Origin of the sequence: Gemmatimonas sp., assembly GCF_041689975.1 — a bacterium.
In the GTDB taxonomy this organism is placed as follows: domain Bacteria; phylum Gemmatimonadota; class Gemmatimonadetes; order Gemmatimonadales; family Gemmatimonadaceae; genus Gemmatimonas.
Window position 1 is genome coordinate 1 of sequence record NZ_JBDNFF010000182.1, and the last position, 14,068, is coordinate 14,068.

17 protein-coding genes are annotated in these 14,068 nt (G+C 63.6%); 15 read left to right on the plus strand and 2 right to left on the minus strand.

Annotation, left to right across the window (positions count from 1 at the left end; translation table 11 throughout):
• Positions 1 to 1,013: 1,013 nt before the first annotated feature.
• The 6 genes from ACESNG_RS11680 to ACESNG_RS11705 all read left to right on the plus strand — a co-directional run bounded on the left by ACESNG_RS11680 (position 1,014) and on the right by ACESNG_RS11705 (position 7,921).
• Positions 1,014 to 1,136: a hypothetical protein gene (locus tag ACESNG_RS11680; protein WP_373057763.1), complete on the plus strand. Its 123-nt coding sequence runs from the start codon at positions 1,014 to 1,016 to the stop codon at positions 1,134 to 1,136.
• Positions 1,137 to 1,294: 158 nt separating this feature from the next.
• Complete coding sequence (locus tag ACESNG_RS11685) at positions 1,295 to 3,982, plus strand: PAS domain-containing protein (protein WP_373069099.1); 2,688 nt, start codon at positions 1,295 to 1,297, stop codon at positions 3,980 to 3,982.
• 44 nt (positions 3,983 to 4,026) lie between these two features.
• Positions 4,027 to 5,004, plus strand: coding sequence for a serine/threonine-protein kinase (locus ACESNG_RS11690; RefSeq protein ID WP_373069085.1), 978 nt, complete (start codon positions 4,027 to 4,029; stop codon positions 5,002 to 5,004).
• Positions 4,914 to 6,404: a hypothetical protein gene (locus ACESNG_RS11695; RefSeq protein ID WP_373069087.1), complete on the plus strand. Its 1,491-nt coding sequence runs from the start codon at positions 4,914 to 4,916 to the stop codon at positions 6,402 to 6,404. Before ACESNG_RS11690 ends, ACESNG_RS11695 begins: the two co-directional genes overlap by 91 nt.
• A 939-nt stretch (positions 6,405 to 7,343) precedes the next feature.
• Complete coding sequence (locus tag ACESNG_RS11700; protein WP_373059749.1) at positions 7,344 to 7,550, plus strand: type II toxin-antitoxin system VapB family antitoxin; 207 nt, start codon at positions 7,344 to 7,346, stop codon at positions 7,548 to 7,550.
• Positions 7,547 to 7,921: a type II toxin-antitoxin system VapC family toxin gene (locus ACESNG_RS11705; RefSeq protein WP_373059751.1), complete on the plus strand. Its 375-nt coding sequence runs from the start codon at positions 7,547 to 7,549 to the stop codon at positions 7,919 to 7,921. Before ACESNG_RS11700 ends, ACESNG_RS11705 begins: the two co-directional genes overlap by 4 nt.
• A 232-nt stretch (positions 7,922 to 8,153) precedes the next feature.
• Here the strand turns inward: ACESNG_RS11705 and ACESNG_RS11710 are convergent, their stop codons facing one another.
• Together ACESNG_RS11710 and ACESNG_RS11715 are read right to left on the minus strand one after the other, a co-directional pair.
• The gene (locus tag ACESNG_RS11710) at positions 8,154 to 8,534 is read right to left on the minus strand and encodes a PIN domain-containing protein (protein WP_373059753.1); all 381 of its coding nucleotides are present in this window, start codon (positions 8,532 to 8,534) and stop codon (positions 8,154 to 8,156) included.
• A complete protein-coding gene (locus ACESNG_RS11715; RefSeq protein WP_373059755.1) occupies positions 8,531 to 8,821 on the minus strand; it encodes a type II toxin-antitoxin system Phd/YefM family antitoxin in 291 nt (96 codons plus the stop codon). Before ACESNG_RS11715 ends, ACESNG_RS11710 begins: the two co-directional genes overlap by 4 nt.
• Positions 8,822 to 8,940: 119 nt before the next feature.
• Between ACESNG_RS11715 and ACESNG_RS11720 the strand changes: the two genes are divergently transcribed.
• The 9 genes from ACESNG_RS11720 to ACESNG_RS11760 form a co-directional block, all read left to right on the plus strand.
• Complete coding sequence (locus ACESNG_RS11720; RefSeq protein WP_373069089.1) at positions 8,941 to 10,053, plus strand: serine/threonine-protein kinase; 1,113 nt, start codon at positions 8,941 to 8,943, stop codon at positions 10,051 to 10,053.
• A 35-nt stretch (positions 10,054 to 10,088) separates the two neighbouring features.
• Complete coding sequence (locus ACESNG_RS11725; RefSeq protein ID WP_373069091.1) at positions 10,089 to 10,466, plus strand: hypothetical protein; 378 nt, start codon at positions 10,089 to 10,091, stop codon at positions 10,464 to 10,466.
• Entirely contained in the window at positions 10,447 to 10,650 is a 204-nt protein-coding gene (locus ACESNG_RS11730; RefSeq protein ID WP_373069093.1) for a hypothetical protein, read from the plus strand. The genes ACESNG_RS11725 and ACESNG_RS11730 overlap by 20 nt, the downstream gene beginning before the upstream one ends.
• 42 nt (positions 10,651 to 10,692) lie before the next feature.
• Positions 10,693 to 11,127, plus strand: coding sequence for a TolB family protein (locus tag ACESNG_RS11735; protein WP_373059761.1), 435 nt, complete (start codon positions 10,693 to 10,695; stop codon positions 11,125 to 11,127).
• 30 nt (positions 11,128 to 11,157) lie between these two features.
• The gene (locus tag ACESNG_RS11740) at positions 11,158 to 11,610 is read left to right on the plus strand and encodes a TolB family protein (protein ID WP_373059763.1); all 453 of its coding nucleotides are present in this window, start codon (positions 11,158 to 11,160) and stop codon (positions 11,608 to 11,610) included.
• A gap of 19 nt (positions 11,611 to 11,629) precedes the next feature.
• Complete coding sequence (locus ACESNG_RS11745) at positions 11,630 to 11,899, plus strand: hypothetical protein (protein WP_373059765.1); 270 nt, start codon at positions 11,630 to 11,632, stop codon at positions 11,897 to 11,899.
• Positions 11,896 to 12,327, plus strand: coding sequence for a type II toxin-antitoxin system VapC family toxin (locus tag ACESNG_RS11750; RefSeq protein WP_373059767.1), 432 nt, complete (start codon positions 11,896 to 11,898; stop codon positions 12,325 to 12,327). Before ACESNG_RS11745 ends, ACESNG_RS11750 begins: the two co-directional genes overlap by 4 nt.
• 8 nt (positions 12,328 to 12,335) lie before the next feature.
• Positions 12,336 to 12,533 carry a hypothetical protein gene (locus tag ACESNG_RS11755; RefSeq protein WP_373069095.1) on the plus strand — a complete coding sequence of 66 codons (198 nt, stop codon included), beginning with the start codon at positions 12,336 to 12,338 and terminating at the stop codon, positions 12,531 to 12,533.
• 105 nt (positions 12,534 to 12,638) lie between these two features.
• Positions 12,639 to 14,068 (plus strand): AMP-binding protein (locus tag ACESNG_RS11760; protein WP_373069097.1); only part of this gene is annotated, 1,430 nt, incomplete at its 3' end.

Consider the following 14,068-nt stretch of genomic DNA (forward strand, 5'->3'; position numbering starts at 1 on the left):
ATTTCCATGATTTTGCTGTTCTTCGCATCTCTTTGCGTGCTCCGCGAGCTTCGCGCGAACCAGCTGGCTCTCCGATCGCGCCGCAGCCGCCGTAAGCACCGCAGTTCGACCGAAGTCCGCGAAGAAGACGCACCTCTGGATCGCGAAGCAAGGTCTCCAGCTTGACCGGCAACGCGTGTACGAAATGCTACAGTTCCTGAGTGTGGCCCTGTTCGAGCAAGTCCCGCTCCATCAACGACGTACGCCACAACCTGGTCATTCAGACGCTGATTCCGAGGCCATTCCACTCGTTCTCCTCTAAAAAACGTCGGGACACTACTAGGCTCGAGAGTGCTGAGTTCTCGGCCGCGTTAGTGCGACATCAGCCTGCCGTTCGTGCGCATCGATCCACCGCCCCGTAAGCTGATCGAGTGCGTCGAGCGGTCGCGGCGAGGAGTTCGGTGGACCGACTCCCATTTCGAGCCATGCGGTCAGAGGGGTGCCGATTCCTGTTCTTCGCGTATTGCTCCGCGTTCTCTGCGCCTCCGCGTCCTCTGCGTGAGCGGTTTAACGGCCTGTTCGTCGCCGGCCCCGAGGAGTCGTGGGCGGCGTACGGTGCGCACGGGGCAGTGGAACGGATCACGCAGAGGCGCAGAGCACGCAGAGAACGCAGAGGCGCTCCGCCAAACCCTGCCGGATTTTCTCGTGACTACGCGCCAAGCCCATTCCCTCGCAGCACGCATCGTCGAACGACAGGACCTGGACAACTTCGAGATGTTCGGCTTGGCTAAATTTCGCAAACCTGGTGCCAAACTCAGCACACTTGAGTTCCGGGGCCGGCGGACTCGTCCTTGCAAGTGCCATCGGCTCGCGTTTATTCCGCAATGTTTGGTAACGCGCTGGATTCGCTGAATCCATTTCCCTGTGCTATCTTCGCGACTGCGATAAGGCCAGCATATCACAAAGGCCGCAGCTCACGGCCTCCAGCGGCGTTTGGACGACGAGGGGCGCTTCATCCGGCTTGGACCCACCGCATGGAGTTCATTGACCTCACGAAGAATTCTCAGCTTGCCGCAGGCGACCAGAAGATCATCGGCGCTCTTTCCCACGAAGAACGCGTGCTCGTCGGCCTCGATATGCAACCGGTAAAGGAGTGAGCCACTCGAGTAAAGCGGAGCCGTCTCCCGACGATCACGACGAGTTTGAAGCCGCCGTCGCGCATGACCCGCCGATCTGCACGCTGCAAGGCCGCGACGCAGAATCGAATCGCTTACGCGGCAAGATCCTCGCGCAGGTCAGCGACGCCGTCATCGCCGTGGATGCCGAACAGCGAGTGACCTACCTGAACGCTGCCGCCGAGCGGCAGTACGGCCTCGATGCGGCAACGACGCTCGGCTGCAAGCTCAGCGATCTGTATCGATTCCGCTGGTTGCGCGCGGAGGATGAAGCCGAGGCCATGACCGCGCTGCGCCAACGCGGCGAGTGGCGCGGGGAGAACATTCACATTACCCGGGCGGGCCGTGAGCTGCACGTGGAGTCGAGCGTCACGCTGACGCGTGCCGACGATGGTAGCCCGACAGGGATGGTGGCCGTCATACGAGACATCACCGAACGCAAACGCGAGACGGCCGAGGCGCAACGTGCCAGCGCGCTACTCGACACGGTTCTCCACACGGCGCCGATCGGCTTTTGCTTCCTCGATCGGGATCTGCGCTACATGCGCATCAATGCACGCCTCGCAGAGATGAACGGCGTTTCCGCTGAGGCGCACTTGGGCCGTCATGTCTCCGAGATCATGCCCGCACTCGTCGATAGTCTCCTCGTTGTGACGGACCGTATCGTGGCGACGGGCGAGCCCGTGTTTAATCACGAGTACTCCGGTGAAACGCCTGCCGCATCCGGCGTGCCGCGATTTTTTAGTGAAAGCTGGTACCCGGTGCGCGACGGAGCGGGGGAGATATCGGGTTTCGGCGCGGTCGTCGAGGAGATCACCGCGCGCAAGCAGGCGGAAGACGAACTCCGGGAAAGCCATCAATTCACCCGCCGTGTGTTGGACCACACTCTTGCTATCTTCGTCGGCGTGACCACGGCAGATGGAACCTTGACCTACGCGAACCTCGCGCCGCTGGAGGCGGCCGGTATTCCGGCCAGCGAGGTAATCGGGAAAAAGTTCTGGGACTGCCACTGGTGGAGCTATTCCCCGGGAATCCAGGCGCAATTGCGCGAGGCCTACGAGCGTGCGGCCAGCGGCGAGATCGTGCGCTACGACGTGCCCGTGCGCATGGCGGGCGATACGCGGGTGTGGATCGATTTCCAGGTCGCGCCGCTGCGCGATGCGGGAGGGCGCATCACACATCTCATTCCATCGGCGGTGGAAATCACGGTGCGCCGCGCCGCCCAGGAGAAGCAACGCGAGAGCGAGGAGCGCACGCGGCTGGCGACCGAGGCCACGGCGGTGGGCATCTGGGAGCGAAACATCCACACGGACGCGCTCCGTTGGGACGCGCAGATGTTCCAGCTCTATGGCATCCCGCCTACGGCGGATGGCTTCGTGCCGTACGCCGACTGGAGCCATGCCGTGTTGCCGGAGGATCTGCCGGAGAATGAGCGCATCCTGCAGGAGACCGTGCGCCGCGGGGGACAGAGCCGCCGTGAATTCCGCATCCGCCGACGCGACAACGGCGTAGTGCGCTCCGTCGAATCCGTTGAAACCGTGCGGGCGAACTCGCAGGGCGAAAACGAGTGGGTGGTGGGAACGAACCTCGACGTAACCGAGCGGAAAGCATCGGAGATGCAGTTGCGGCAGTTGGCCGCCGACTTATCCGAGGCGGACCGGCGCAAGGACGAGTTCCTGGCAACATTGGCGCACGAACTCCGCAACCCGCTGGCCCCGATCCGCAATGGCCTCGAACTGATGAAGCTGGCGGGTGGGGAGATGGCGACCATCGAACGAGCCCGCGGCATGATGGAGCGACAATTGACGCAGTTGGTGCGGCTGGTCGATGACCTGATGGACGTGAGCCGTATCAGCCGAGGGAACTTCGAACTCCGCAAGGAGCGAGTGCCATTGGCGACGGTCCTGGAGAGTGCCTTGGAGTCGAGTCGCCCGCTGATCGAGAGAAAGGGCCACCAACTCACCGTCACGCTCCCGACCGAACCGCTCTTCATCGATGCCGACCTGACGCGTCTGGCACAGGTATTTCTAAACCTGTTGAACAACGCGGCAAAATACAGCGAGCAGCACGCTCACATTCACTTGCACGTCGAGCGCGACGGGAGCGACCTGATGGTCACGGTGAAGGACAACGGTATCGGCATCGCCGCAGACCAGTTGTCCCGCATCTTCGACATGTTTACGCAGGTGGTTCAGTCGTTGGAGAAGGCCCAGGGTGGGTTAGGCATCGGCCTGACGCTGGTGAAGCGTTTAGTGGAGATGCACGGCGGCACGGTGCAGGCCAAGAGCGATGGACTGGGCAAGGGAAGCGAGTTCGTCGTGCGGTTGCCGGTGGTCATCGCCACCGCAGAGCCACACGCATTGGACGGTGCAACCGAACAGCCCGTAGGGGTGTCGCGCCGCATCCTCGTGGTGGACGACAACATGGATGCGGCGGATAGCCTGTCAGACATGTTGAAGCTTCTGGGCAACGACACACGCACGGCCAGCGATGGGCAAGCGGGCGTCGACATGGCCGCGCAGTTCCGGCCCGAGGTGATCTTGCTCGATATTGGCTTGCCGAAGCTGGACGGGTACGACGTGTGCCGTGCTATCCGTGCGCAGCCGTGGGGCGCGGATATCTTGCTCATAGCCGTCACCGGTTGGGGACAGCACGAAGACCGTCGTCGTTCACACGAAGCCGGGTTCGATCACCACATGGTGAAGCCGGTAGACCCGCGAGCGCTGATCACATTGCTCGCCGAGTTTGATGCGGACCACGAGGCAGATGCCAGGCGGCGAACGAGTCGCGCTGACATTTCTGTGCGCGCTTCTGACCGCCCGCGGTAGATGCGCACACTGGCAGCTTCCGTAGTCGATGAGGCGTTTCCACCGTGAGTGATGCGACGCTGAGACGACTATCGACGGCGCTCTCCGACCGCTACACCGTCGATCGCGAACTTGGGCAGGGTGGTACGGCCACCGTGTACCTTGCGCACGTCCTCAAGCACGATCGCGATGTCGCGATCAAAGTGCTGCTTCCGGACTTTGGTGCGGCACTCGGCGGCGAACGCTTTCTCACCGAGATCCGCACGACCGCACTCCTGCAGCACCCGCATATCTTGCCGTTGCTCGACAGCGGCGAGGCCGACGGCCTGCTGTACTACGTGATGCCGCTGGTGACCGGTGAGACGCTGCGCGCACGGCTCGAGCGGGAGAAGCAGTTACCGATCGACGATGTGCTGCTGATCGCGCGCGAAGTCGCCGATGCCCTCGGCTACGCGCACGGCCTCGGCGTGATTCACCGCGACATCAAGCCCGAGAACATCCTGCTGCAGAACGGGCACGCGCTCGTCGCAGATTTCGGCATCGCGCTGGCGGTGCAAAGCGCGGGTGGCCAGCGTATGACGCAAACGGGCCTGAGTCTCGGCACGCCGCAATACATGAGCCCCGAGCAGGCGATGGGGGAACGCACCATCGATGCGCGTAGTGACATTTATGCGCTCGGGGCGGTGACGTACGAGATGCTGACCGATGACCCGCCGTTCACGGGTTCCACGGTGCAGGCGATCGTCGCCAAGGTGTTGACCGAAAAGCCGGCGCCCATCAGTACCACGCGTGACACCGTTGCCTGGCCAATCGAGCGCGCGATGCTCAAGGCCTTGGCGAAGCTCCCCCCGACCACCCTGGATCGGCGGCGGCGTTTGCTGCGTCGCTGGTCTCGCTCGACGACATACGCGCACCGAGTGACGCACAGACACCATCGCGCCTCACCAAGCGAGTGCGCCTGGATTGGCGTGTCGCGGCCACGATCGGTGCACTCGTCGGGGCCGCCGTCCTGTATCCGAAGTTGCCGGCGAACAACGCCGTAACGGCCGATTTGAGCCGAACGCAGGTGACATTCGACGGCGTGGCAGGCTATCCCGCCATCTCGCCGCGCGGCGATTTTCTGGCCTACGTCAAGGCGCCGTGCGATCAGTCGGGGAAGTCTGGGTTTCTCGACTTGGATATCGACGAAAGCACTGCCGTGCCACGCGTCGCTGATTGTTCAGGACAGCGCAACCACCACACCGGTCACGTTGCTTTCCGAGTCCCGTACATCAGGAGTCCGCGATTCACCCATGACGGCGCCTCGGCGGTCTTCCTCGCCCAGCTCGATTCGCTTCGCGAAGGCACCTTTGTATTATCGCGGCTGGGAGGGGTGGCTCGGCAGATCGGGACCGTCGGGATCTTCGACACCCACGCGGCCAGTGACAGCGTGGTGTTCATCGCCGGGCGATGGCGTCGTCCGAAAGCGCCATATGCTTGTATTCTGAATACGGCGACTGGTGCCGTCGTCGACAGCATCGCCATGCCGTCGGGCGTCATCGATGACATCGCGTGGTCACCCAACGGGCGATTCTTCGCGGTGAATGTCGCTGCCTTGGTCCTCATCATCGGACGCGACGGCACGGCGATCGATTCGATGCCAACTCGGCGGCGAGCGACCGTTCGTTGGACACCCGCCGGCGACGGCATCCTGATCGTCCGTTCGGCTCCCGTGAAGGACGACGAACGGGTGTTGATACCGGTCGCCCGAAACGGTCGGTTCGCGGGGGCGCCCACGCTCGTGATGCCGCGACTGCAGATGCTCTATCGTGGCGAGTTCGATGTGGCACGCACCACCGGACGCGTGATGCTGGTGAGCGGCGACGCCATTCAGGATCTCTGGACGTTCGATGTCTCCGCGAGCGGCGCCCGAGAGGCGCGTCAACGAACTCGCAGCACCATCTGGTATGGCGCGCCCTCCATTTCGCCCGATGGACGAGCGCTCTACTATATGCGAGGCGACGCGATCGGCGACAATCTGTACCGGCTGTCGATCAGCGCGGACACCGCGAGCGAAGTGGCGCTCTCCAACACGCGGGGACCGGCGAACTTCGAAACCGGCATGTCGGCTGATGGTCGTCACGTCACGTTCGCGAAGGCTACCGCGAGCGTGACCGAAGTGGGCGTGCTGGATGTCGGTTCCCACCGCATCGACATCCGAATACAGCCGACCGTCAACGGTGGACTGCCGCACGACGCAAGCCGGATCCTGGATGTGCTCCCGAGTGGCAGGGGATTGGTCGTCTTCGATTCAACGGGTCGCGTTGCCCGAGAAATCAAGGCGCTAGACTCCGTCACCATTATACGTTTCACGACCAGTCCTGATGAAACGCACGTGGCCATGCTGCTCTCCACTGGTGGCCAGATCGTACTCGGCGTCACGCCGATCGGTCGTTGGGAATAGCGCGAATTAAACGCCTTTGGCATGGCGATCAATCCCGCGCGCCTCAATTGGTCGAGAGACGGCGGAATCTATTTCGCTCGCTGGATGCCCGGAGATCAGGGGCCGACGCTCTGGCGTCAATCGTCGGCGGGGGGTGCGGAGACGCTGGCCATGAGGCTCCCGCCACGGTGTTGGATCGAGTCCGTCGTGATAGCCACGGCTGCGCCCACGGGCGCGTGTCTGATGAACGATCCCCGAAGTGATATCTGGCTGGCGAGTGTACCGGGGGTTTCTCGATGAGCGACGTGTTCGCGCGCCTCGCCGTATGGCTTAAGAGTCCATACTCATACATATGAAAACGCAGAAGTGTCCCAACGTTCTTCAGAGGAGAATGAGTGGAATGGGCTCGAAATCAACGTCTGAATGAGATGGTGGTAAGGTAAGTAGTTGATGGAGCGGAACTTGTGCGAACAGGGCTACACTCAGGATCTGTCGCAGGTCGTACACGCGTGGCCGGTCAAGCTGGAGACCTTGCTTCGCGATCCAGAGGTGCGTCTTCACCGCGTGCTCGCTGGTCCCCACCCACTGACATGATGCGCCGGTGCGGCGTGATCGACGGGAAGCACCACTCCACCCGTGACATGTGGGGACACCACTCACGGTGTTGCTGTTCTTCGCGGGCCTTCGCGATCTTCGCGGACTTCGCGCGCACGGCGGTGCTGGCGGCTGCCACGGAGCGATCGGAGAGCCAGCTGGTTCACGCGAAGCTCGCGGAGCACGCGAAGAAACGCGAAGAAACGCGAAGAACAGCAGACGGATGGAAATGGGAATCGTGCCGACGGACGGGGCGCGGCGAACCACCGCCTCGTCGTTCAAGTCGAGACCAGACCAAACGACTCCGTTCCCCAAGCCAATCAACCACTTACACCGCTCGAATCCCAAAACGTTGGGACGCTACTGATGAAAACGACACTCAATGTCGACGATCACTTCCTCGAAGAGGCGCGTCGTCTCACGAACATCGACGAGAAAACCGCGCTGGTGCGCGCGGGACTCGAGGCGCTGATCGCCCGCGAAAGCGCGCGCCGCCTCGCCGCGTTGGCCGGGTCGGAGCCCGAGCTGGTCGCGGGACGTCGCCGCCGGGCGTCGGCGCGCGCCATCGGGTGATTCTCGTCGACATGTCCGTGTGGATCGACCACCTGCGACGCGGTGACGCGACGCTGGCGGTGCTCCTCGAATCCGCGAATGTCGTCGCGCACCCCTTCGTCGTGGGGGAAATGGCGTGCGGATCGTTGCGACCACGCACCAAGGTGCTCCGTCTCCTCAGCGACTTGCCGATGGCCACCACGGCGACGCACGACGAAGTGATGCATTTCATTGCGGCCCAGAGCCTCGGCCGTCGCGGCATCGGCTTCGTGGATGTCGATCTGCTGGTATCGGCGGCGATCGATAGGTGCAAACGCTGGACCCGCGACAAGGCCTTGGGTGTGCAGTGTGCACGTCGTGGCGTCGCATTTGCCCCGGTAGATCATGCCTGAGACTATGGCGCGTTCGACCCCCGCAGTTACATGAGCTCCGCCATAGCGGGAGCCCAGTGCTGCAACGCTGGCGTCGGATGCCGCCGGTCGACGCAATACCGCACTGGCGCATACCTTGCCGGTGTACGTGTGCAATCCGGACGACTTCAACGGCATCGACGGCCTCGAGGTTGTGCGCGGCGCCGTGCCGACCCGCGTAATTCTCCGATGCAGAACGGCGGCGACCCGGGCATCAGGTCGCGAATCCCAGCTGCACCGCCACTGCTCGCTGTCGCTCGTCCAACGTGAGGAAAGTGAGTTCGCCCGGATCCGGCGCGAGGTAGAGCGCCGTGGCCAAGTGCAAACAATCGGCACCGCGCACGTAACCCGCGACGAGCACCCGTTCGATCTCCGGACGGAGACTGCGCGGGGCGAAGATGGGTCGGAATCGCCGAAGCAGATCGTGGTCGACCGAACGCCGCTCACGATGGGCAGCGCTGTACACCTCGGCTTCAAGTAACGGCGCGATCATTAGGTGATCGTATTCGGAGAGTTGCCGCTGCATGCGGGCGCCGTGCGCTTCATCGAGTAGCATGGACAGCACGCAGGATGAATCGACGAAGGCGATGGTCATTCGCGCTCGTCAAGAAAGCGCTCGAGCGCGCCGTTTACGCGATGATGGATCGGCCATTGTGCCAGGTCGCGTGCCGACCCCTCCCCCGCGGAGATGACGCCCTGTGCTTCCAATTCCGCAATGCGCTCGGCGAGCGTGAGCGTGCGCAACGGTGGAGGATCGAAGGGACGCAACTCAGCGACCGGCTGACCGTGCACCGTAATGGTGTACGACCGTCCTTCGCGGACCCGCCGCACCAGCGCGGAGAGGGTCGCCTTGGCGTTGTACAGCGAGATTTCTTCAGACATCACGAAAATATAGTCAGACCAGTATGATCTGACTAGTCTGACGAGGTGATCCGAAGTTGCCCGGATGGCCATTGCGAACCCGCCTCGACCGGAAACCGCTCGCCCCGTAACTTCGGCCGATGTCTATCGTGGAACGCCTCACCACCGCCCTCTCCGACCGCTATCGCGTCGAGCGTGAGCTGGGTGCCGGCGGTATGGCCACCGTGTATCTCGCGCATGATCTCAAGCACGACCGCGATGTCGCGATCAAAGTGCTGCATCCCGATCTCGGCGCCGCACTCGGTGGCGAACGGTTTCTGAGCGAGATCCGCACCACCGCGCGCCTGCAGCTCCCGTACATTCTGCCGCTGCTGGACAGCGGCGACGCCGACGGCTTACTGTACTACGTGATGCCGCTGGTCACCGGCGAGACGTTGCGTGCGCGGCTCGAACGCGAACGCCAGCTCCCGATCGCCGACGCGCTACGCATCGCCCGCGAAGTGGCCAGTGCGCTGGACTACGCGCACCGACAAGGCGTGATCCATCGCGATATCAAGCCCGAGAACATCCTGCTGCATGATGGCAGCGCGCTGGTGGCCGACTTCGGCATCGCCCTCGCCGTGCAAAGCGCCGGCGGCGCGCGCATGACGCAAACGGGGCTCTCGCTCGGCACACCGCAGTACATGAGTCCTGAGCAGGCGATGGGCGAACGCACGATCGATTCGCGTAGTGATGTGTATGCGCTGGGCGCGGTGCTGTACGAAATGCTGGCCGGCGACGCGCCGTTCATCGGCAGCAGCGTGCAGGCGATTGCGGCGAAGGTGTTGAGCGAAAAGCCGACGCCGATTCACATGCTGCGCGATACCGTGCCGTTGGGCGTAGAGCAGGCGGTGGGTACGGCGCTGGCCCAATTGCCGGCGGATCGGTTTGCGAGTGCGACGGCGTTGAGTAACACGAGCGGTGCAATGTTCTCGGCGACGGCCGTGCCGATGCCCTCCCGACCGCTTTGGCGTGACGCACGTACGTGGGTCGCGGTCGGCGCCGGTACTGTGGCGCTTGCGTTGACCGGAGTGCGGCTCACGCGACCCACAGCGAGTGCGCCGAGCGTGAGTCGTCAGCAGGTGCACTTGTGGAACCACACCTTCGAACCTTCGCTCTCGCCGGGCTTCCGCGCCGTCGCCACGCAAACCGCCATCGACCCGATGGCTCCAGTATCGTGTTCGTGGACTCCACGCCAGGTGGCTATATCCTGATGCGAAAGCTTCGGGATGCGCGCGATGCTACGGTCATGGCCGGCACCGACGGCGCCCTGTCGCCTGCGTTCTCGCCAAACGGTCGCTGGATAGCCTATGGGACCGCCGACGGAAAGCTGAAGAAAGTGCCGGTGGACGGTGGAGGGTCGATCACGTTCGCCAGCAACGTGCACGATACCTACCGCATCCTGACCTGGCTGGATGACCAGACCGTTCCGCACCTATCGAACAAGCAGACGTTGAATCGGGTGCCTATTGACGGGGGGTGTCGCGACAGCGCTGACAGGGTGGAATGCTACGGGATACGCCGCGTCACTGGCGGCTTTGCCGAACGGACGGGGCATCCTGTTGACCCGGTGCGTCGCGAACTGTTCGCTGTCGTCGGATGTCTATGTGTACGATCTGCGCAGTGACAGTCTGAAACTGTTGGTGTCGCAGGCTGCGGGCGCGGCGTATTCGCCGACCGGGTACCTTGTCTACACGCTGCGCGAGGGTGGGCTGTTCGCGGCGGCATGCGATCTTAACACCCTCACACTGCGCGGCGGCGCGGTCTCGGTAGTGGATGGCGTGGAACCGATGCGATTCGCGATGTCGTAGTCGGGCGCTCTGCTCTACTCCAGCGAAGACCCGAGCGCGGCGTTGTCCGACCTCACGTGGGTCGCTCGCGATGGACGGGCTACTCTGCTCGACTCGCTCTGGCGCGGGCAGTTCGAGTATCCAACGTTGTCGCCCGACGGGAAGTCTCTCGCCGTCAGTATTCGCGACAAGGCTACGGACCTCTGGATCCGGGAGGCGAACGGCAACCGGCACAAGGTGTTTGCGGACGGTCTGGTGAACTGGCGCGCGTCATGGATGCCGGACGGCAAGTCGCTCACCTTCGTATCTGTCGGTGACGTGGATAAGAACCCCTTCGATGTCATCGTGCGGCGCGCCGCCGCCGAAGGGAGCGATAAGGCACAGCTGCTACAGCGCCACACCTTTGGCTTGTGGGAGTCCGAAGTCTCGCGCGACGGGCAGTGGCTGGTGGTGCGCGCCGATGAAGTTGGAGACAACAACTATGCGATTCGCGCGTGACGGCTCACGGGCGGCACCACGCTGTTGGCCGTGATCGTCCCGCAAACAAAGAGCACGCTGCTGAACATCGCGTTGTCACCCGACGGCAAATGGCTGGCGTACTCGTCGAATGAATCGGGCTCGGTCGAGCTGTACGTCACGTCATTTCCGGATGCCCGGGCGAAGTCTGTGGTCTCGCGTGGCGGCGGCGGCCCGGAACCACGGTGGTCGCGTGATGGGCGCGAGTTGTTCTTCAAGAGCGGGGGGCGTTTGAACGTGGTCGCGGTGCCGCCTGGCCCAACGTTCACTCCCGGCAATCCGCAGGTACTCTTTCCGCTGGCGGGGTACCGGTGGGCGCGTAACCGGCCGCAGGACGACGTGTCGACCGATGGGCAGCGCTTCGTCATGATTCGCGATCGCGCCAACGCCGGTGGCCGCGGCGTTGTGTACGTGGAGAACTGGTTCAATGAGCTACACGTGAAGGTCGATGGCGGGGAACGGTAAATACCGTTATATGCCTCGTATGAAGACCAGCATCGACCTGCCGGACGACCTGTATCGCCGGGTGAAGTCCAAGAGTGCGCTCGAGGGTCTCGCGGTCCGCGAGGTCGCGACGGCACTGTTCGCGGCATGGGTGGACGGGCGTATCGCCGACGTTCCCGCGGAGTCGGTCAACAGCGGACAGACAACTGCAGACTGGAAGTATCGCCGGCAGGCGCTGGGCGCGGCCGTCGCGGAGTCGACTGGAACAGACGCCACACTCGTCGATCAGCTTCGCGCGGGTCGCCGTTGAAGGTCACGCTCGATGCGTCGGTGTGGCTCGCGGCGCTCTCGCCCGCGGAGCGCGATCACGCCGAGTGTGCGTCGCTCGTGTCGTCGTTGCTTAAGCGAGGCGTCGCGCTGCATCAGCCGGGGCTGTTCGTCATCGAGGTCTGTGCCACGATAGCGCGGCGCACACGAAACCGCGCGCTCGCCAACGAAGCGGGACGCGCCACGCTCGAGGTTCCCGGACTTGTCGTACACGCGCTCGACCACGAGATGGCCGCTGAAGCCGCGGAGATCGCCGCCGCCTGTGCGCTGCGCGGTGCGGATGCGCTGTATGTCGCGACGGCGCGGCGGATGAACGCCACGTTGGTCACGCTGGACCACGAATTGCACGAGCGCGCGGAGCCCATGGCTGCGGTGCGCACGCCGAGCGAATGGTTCGGTGAAATGGGGTGACGGTCTCCATGAACGACCTGATACCGCGACTCTCGGTTGAAGTTGTCGCGCTGACCGGCGAGTCCACCAACGAAGCCATGTGGCGGGCGCTCGACGAGCGTGGTGGAACGAGAGATCTGGCCCACGATTCCCTCAGCTCAATGGGCCGTCCGATCACGAAGGCCAAGGAAGAAGCCATCCTCGGCTACGACGGGGATTCGGCGTGATACCCGATGCCGTCGCAATGGACGCCTGGCTGCCCTTTGGCAAAGGTCGGCATATTGAGCGGTGCCGCGGCGCCTTGCCATCCCCTGTCACCGAGCATCCAGCACATGTCGATCTCCGTACCCAGTCCCTACGACACGGGACTCGACCGGAATGCGGCCAACTTTGCCGCCCTCACGCCGCTCACCTTGATCGACTGGGCCGCCACCGCGTGCCCCGAGCGCACCGCGGTCATTCATGGCGCCCGTCGCTTCCGTTGGCGTGAGACCTACGCGCGATGCCGCCGCCTGGCCTCGGCACTTGCTGCGCACGGCATCGGCCGCAACGACACGGTCGCGGTGATGTTGCTCAACACGCCGGAGATGTACGAGTGCCAGTTCGGTGTGCCCATGAGTGGCGCCGTCCTCAATTGTCTCAACGTGCGGCTCGACGCCGCGACCATTGCGTTCATGCTCGATCACGGTGAAGCGAAGGTGCTGATCACCGATCGTGAATTCTCCGGCGTCGTCGCCGACGCGCTGTCGCGCTGCGCCGTAAAGCCGCTCGTGATCGACGTGGTGGATCCGGAGTACACGGGCGGCGGCGAGCCGCTCAGCGACATCGACTACGAAGCGTTCCTCGATGGCGGCGACCCGGCGTACGCGTGGCGCGGACCACACGACGAATGGGACGCCATTGCCCTCAACTACACGAGCGGTACTACCGGTGACCCGAAGGGCGTCGTGTATCATCATCGTGGTGCGTACCTCAACGCGCTGGGAGAGATCGTGGCGTGGGGGATGCCCCGATTCGCCGTGTATCTCTGGACCGTGCCGATGTTTCATTGCAACGGATGGTGCGTGACCTGGGCCATGGCGGCGCTGGCTGGCACCAACGTCTGTTTGCGAAAGGTCGAGACGTCAGCCATCTTCGCGCTTATCAAGGAGCACGGCGTTACGCACTACGGTGGCGCGCCGATCGTGCACAACACCATGCTGGCCGCACCGGATGAACAGTGGCAGGGCGTGCCGCATGGCCTCAAGGGATACATCGCTGGTGCGGCACCGCCGGCGTCGACGATTGAAGCCATGGAGCGACGCGGCGTGGAGCTCACGCACGTGTATGGTCTCACCGAGGTGTACGGACCCGCCACCATTTGCGTGAAGCAGCCCGAATGGGAATCACTCGATCAAAGCGAGCGCGCCATGCACAACGGCAAGCAGGGCGTGCGCTTTCAGGTGGAAGAGGCAGTGGATGTGGTGGACCCCGTCACGAGGGCACCCGTGCCCCACGATGGCGAGGCGATGGGCGAAATCGTCTTTCGCGGCAACATCACCATGAAGGGTTACCTCAAGAATCCCACCGCGACCGCCGCCGCGTTCGAGGGAGGATGGTTTCACTCGGGCGATCTCGCGGTGATTCACCCCGACGGCTACCTCAAGGTGAAGGATCGCGGTAAAGACATCATCATCTCCGGTGGTGAGAACATCAGCTCACTCGAGGTGGAGGACGCACTGCATCGGCATCCCGCGGTGTTTGCGGCTGCGGTGGTCGCGCG

Coding starts and splice junctions, on each gene's coding strand:
- ACESNG_RS11680 (WP_373057763.1), top strand. CDS start 1,014: ATGGAGTTCATTGACCTCACGAAGAATTCTCAGCTTGCCGCAGGCGAC.
- ACESNG_RS11700 (WP_373059749.1), top strand. CDS start 7,344: ATGAAAACGACACTCAATGTCGACGATCACTTCCTCGAAGAGGCGCGT.
- ACESNG_RS11710 (WP_373059753.1), bottom strand. CDS start 8,534: ATGACCATCGCCTTCGTCGATTCATCCTGCGTGCTGTCCATGCTACTC.
- ACESNG_RS11715 (WP_373059755.1), bottom strand. CDS start 8,821: ATGTCTGAAGAAATCTCGCTGTACAACGCCAAGGCGACCCTCTCCGCG.
- ACESNG_RS11720 (WP_373069089.1), top strand. CDS start 8,941: ATGTCTATCGTGGAACGCCTCACCACCGCCCTCTCCGACCGCTATCGC.
- ACESNG_RS11725 (WP_373069091.1), top strand. CDS start 10,089: ATGGCCGGCACCGACGGCGCCCTGTCGCCTGCGTTCTCGCCAAACGGT.
- ACESNG_RS11745 (WP_373059765.1), top strand. CDS start 11,630: ATGAAGACCAGCATCGACCTGCCGGACGACCTGTATCGCCGGGTGAAG.
- ACESNG_RS11755 (WP_373069095.1), top strand. CDS start 12,336: ATGAACGACCTGATACCGCGACTCTCGGTTGAAGTTGTCGCGCTGACC.